Source organism: Pseudomonas sp. FSL R10-1350 (assembly GCF_009600525.1).
Taxonomy (GTDB): Bacteria; Pseudomonadota; Gammaproteobacteria; order Pseudomonadales; family Pseudomonadaceae; genus Aquipseudomonas; species Aquipseudomonas helleri.
The window spans coordinates 1-4,314 of record NZ_WIVR01000120.1 but is presented as its reverse complement, the minus strand read 5'-3'; the positions used below and the strand labels follow the sequence as shown (position 1 = coordinate 4,314).

Genomic DNA, 4,314 nt, shown 5'->3' with positions numbered 1-4,314 from the left:
GGAACCGATTGGGGGATGCTGAAGATACTCGGCGGCCTGTTTGCTGCGCGACAGCGCGGCGTCGAAGACGGGGCGGCACCTCCTACAGGGGTTGCGTGTGTTACGGGGCAGTAGCCTGATGCTTTTTGATCATGTCTACCAGGCGTTGAGCCAGGGCCGGGTAGTTTTCGTCAAAGTGGTGGCCGCCTGGCAACTTGACGCTTTCGCCTACAGTCGTTTTGGCCGTGCAGCCGCTTTCGTCTGTCTCTTCGGCGCCATAGATGCATACCACTTTGTTGGCCGGCAACTTGGACATTTCTTCGCCGGTATCGGCTTCAGCGCCTGCTTTGCCGAGCCAGCCATCAACGTGAATCTCAAAGCTGCCACTGCGGGCGAAGGCCAACAGAATAATCGCGTCTACGCGTTTCTGTTCGGCTTCAGGCAGGCGATTGTAGGTGGCGGGCAGAACGTCCGCACCAAATGAGTAGCCGACCAGAACAAAGCGCTGGGTGCCCCACTTTTGACGGTAGTGTTGCATCAGTTCAGTCAGGTCGGTGGCGCTTTGTTCCGGGGTCTTGTGCTGCCAGTAGTAGCGCAGCATGTCGATACCGACCACCGGATAACCGATCTTGGCCATCTCGCCGGCCACGTCACGGTCCAGGTCGCGCCAGCCGCCATCACCCGACAGGAACAACGTCACGGTGCTATTTTGCTGGCCCGCAGGCACTTCAACCACAGGCATGTTGAGCCCGTCGTTGTTGTCGCCGACCAGGATCTTGCGCAGTTCGTTGCTCAGTACCTGGGGGAAGTGAATGTCATAGTCGCTGATACTGGTCTGAGCGTTCGGCTGATCACGTACGAAAGCAGCGCTAGGGTCGTCAGGGTTGTCGTTCCAGGCCACCAGCCAGCTGCCGTGTGCGGCAGATTTAGGCATGGGCAACGTGCAGCCCGGTTGTTCAAGCGCAAAACCCACCGACACGGCTTGCGCTTTGTCGTTGGTTTGCTCGGCCAGCCAGCGCCAGGCCAGGGTTGCGCCCGGGCCGATGCCGCTAACCAGCGTAGGCGGGCCTTTCAACTGTTGCAGTGCTGTTTGCAGGGCTTGTTGCTGCAGGGTGCAGTCTTCCTTGGGCAGAATGACCTGTACCAATTGCGCCTTGCCGCCACGGCTCAGCGCCGAGAGTTGAGCGTCGGTCAGAGCCTCTTCGGCCGGTGTTGCAATCACCACTTGGGCGTGCGCGGTCTGGCCAGGTGTCACTTTGGTCAGGGTCGAGCCATCGGCTTGGCTCAGGTGCTCAACCGTCGGCTCGGGGGCCGGGCGATTCCAGAACCAATAGCCGCCGGCTGTCAGCGCAGCCAGTATCACCAGAATTAACAGCAAAAAACGCCAGGAACGATGTTTCATTAACGTTTCACCAATCCAGTCAAGCCGCCTGCAATCAGGGCGGCGGTATCAGCCAGCGCTACCAGCGGGTCAAGTCCGGCAGGCACGGCCATATAACGAGGTTCCCAGTCGGGCTGGAATTTGTCTTTAAAGCGACGCAAACCCTGGAAGTTGTACAGGTGCTCACCGCGCTGGAACAACATTGACCCTAGACGCTGAGTCAATGGCGCGCCACGACGGGGTTGGAGGCCAGACAATGGGACCATTCCCAGGCTAAAACGGGCGTATCCATGCTTTTTATAATGCTGAATCAGACCGACCATCATGTACTCCATGGTCAGTTTCGGCGCTTGCGGGTGGGCGCGCATCAAGTCGAGGCTCGACAGCTCATGGCTGTGAGTCTCAAGCAAGTTGGCAAAGGCTACGGGCTTACCTTCAAAACGGATGATGGCAACGCGGAAGTGCTTGATGTAATCCTCGCTGAAGCGTCCGAGCGAGAAGCCTTTTTCCCGGACATTCTTGCCGGTCAGCCATGCATCGGAAATAACCTTCAGCTCATCCATGGGCGCTTCGCCCGGTTCGTGGATCTCCAGCGACAGGCCGTCGCGGGTGCCGCGGTTCCAGGTGTAGCGCAGGTCTTTCATCTCTTTGCCCTTGGCGTCGAGATCAAAGCGGTGCAGATCAACCCGGGCTTCTTCGCCCAATTTGATCGCGGTCAGGCCGATGTCCATATAGAACGGCAGGTTCTCGGCGCGCACTTGATAAAACACGGGGCGGGCGTGGAAGGTGTCGCACAAGTCACGGAACTGCCAGATCAGCTCGGCGCGCTGTTGCGCAGGGCCGATGGGGTCATACAGCGCAACCAGGCTGCGGCCGCGGCGAGCGTACATCAAGAACGCGCTGTCGTCCGGGTGGAAGAGCAAGGCTTTGTCGCCGGTCAGGGCCAGGCCGCCATCTGGCTGGTCTGAAGCCAGCAAGATCTTCTCGGCGCGCTCCAGTTCACTGGCATCCGGCAAGTGGATGGTAGGGCGCGCCGTGCGCAGCAACCAGGTCAGCGCCACGATCACCAGCAGCACCGCCGCGCCCATCAGCGAGCGCAGGCCGCGTGGGGCATCCGAGTCGAGAGTGAATTGCCACCAGAGCTGATGGCTGTAGGGCACATCCTGATAGGCAAACAGCAGCAGCCACACCGAAGCGCCGAGTACGCAGGCACTGGCCACCAGATACAACGGTGAAAACGGCAGCTCGGTCAGGCGGCTCGGGCGATAGAACGAGCGGCGGAACAGGCCCAGCAGGCTTGCGGTCAGGACCAGAATGCACGCCTCTTCCCAGTCGAAGCCTTTAAGCAGAGACAATACGGCGCCGACCAGCAGCAGGATCGTGGTCAGCATCCAGGCGGCCGACAGGCGCCGACGCAGGCCTTGGGCCAGCAGCAGGCAGAGCACGCCGATCAAGCTGGCGCCGAAGTGCGAGGCGTCAATCAGGCGGTGCGGGATCAGAAAGCCGATGTGTTCAAGACGGGTATCGATTTCCGGAGTAGCCCCGGAAAACAGCAGAACCACGCCCGACATGAACACCAATACCGCCAGAATCGGCGCGGCAAGGCCGGAGGCCACGCGCAAACTTTGGCGGGTCTGAATCAGGCGCTGGGCTTCATTGATCAGCAGCATCAGGCAGGCAAGCAGCAGCGGCAAGATCACGTAGATCAAGCGATACAGCAGCAGCGCGGCGGCCAAAGGTGCAGCGCCGAGTTTGTCGGCAAAGGCAGCCAGCAAAATCGCTTCAAAAACTCCGACACCGCCCGGTACGTGGCTGAGTACACCGGCGGCCAGCGCCAGCAAGTAAACCAGCATGAAGGTGCCAAACGGCGGCGCTTCGGGAAGCAGCAAATACAGCACCGTGGCTGCTGCGGCGACGTCCAGCGCGGTAATCACCAATTGCAGCAGGGTCAGCCGTGCGCTTGGCAGGCGCAGGGTGCGGCGTCCAGCTTTGACCAGCAGGTTGTCCGGGATGGGTTGTTCAGGCAGGCGACGGCGATAAATGCCTAGTGCCAGCAAGCCAAACAGCAACAGCACGGCGACTGAAATGGCCGCCAGAATGTAAACCGGAATATGCAGGGCGGCGGAGGCGGCAGGCAGGTTGCTGAGGGTTGCCAGCGCAGCGAGCGGCGGCAAGGCGCAGCCCAAAGACAAGCTGGCAAACAGCGTCATGTGCGCGACTTCAGAGGCCCCTACGCCATGGCGTGCGTACAAACGATAGCGCACAGAGCCGCCGGACAAGAGCGACAGGCCTATGGCGTTACCAATGGCAAAGGCGGTAAATCCGCCCAGTGCCAGGGTTTTGGGCGGCAGTTTGACGCCGGCATATCGACTGGCAGACCACTCGTACCCGAGCAAAATCACAAAACCTACAGCTGTTGCAGCCACTGCGCCGAGCAGGGCGGGCCTGGGGACGTCCATGATGGAGTCGTGCAAGGCGTACAGGTCGAGTTCGCTGAGCAGATGGCGACAGGCAATCAGGGCTATGGCGAACAGAAGCAGGGTGAGCGCGAGTCCAATGGGTTGGCGGTACTTGCTCAGCAGGTCCAGTAAATGCAGGCGTTTGGCTGCAATCGGGTGGGCTGCTGAAGCGGGTTCTTTAAGTTCTGGCGAGTTATCGGGCATCAATCACCTCGTGAATCGTGCGCGATAGGATGGAGGCATAGACTCAAGTTACCAATCCTTTTGGTCAAAATATTTCAAAATACTTTCAACTGTTTGCTTGATGTTCAGGTTTGGCATGTGAAAAAAAGGTAATTGCTACCGCTCAGCATAGACGAGCCAATCTTCAGATAGATGACAGAACCTTTAATCGCAGGAGAGAAATACTTTTTGATCACGCACAAAAAAGGCCACTCTTTCGAGTAGCCTTTTTCGATGTTTGGTTGCGGGAGCCGGATTTGAACCGACGACCTT

Annotated in this window: 2 protein-coding genes; both read right to left on the bottom strand. The window is 59.3% G+C overall.

All coding sequences use genetic code 11. The annotated features are described in order from the left end of the window. Positions 1-100: 100 nt before the first annotated feature. Entirely contained in the window at positions 101-1,381 is a 1,281-nt protein-coding gene (locus GHO25_RS25140) for a virulence factor family protein (RefSeq protein ID WP_153393242.1), read from the bottom strand. Then, positions 1,381-4,023, bottom strand: a complete 2,643-nt coding sequence (gene mprF, locus GHO25_RS25135) for a bifunctional lysylphosphatidylglycerol flippase/synthetase MprF (protein ID WP_153393238.1) — start codon at positions 4,021-4,023, stop codon at positions 1,381-1,383. The genes GHO25_RS25140 and mprF overlap by 1 nt, the downstream gene beginning before the upstream one ends. Positions 4,024-4,314: the final 291 nt, after the last annotated feature.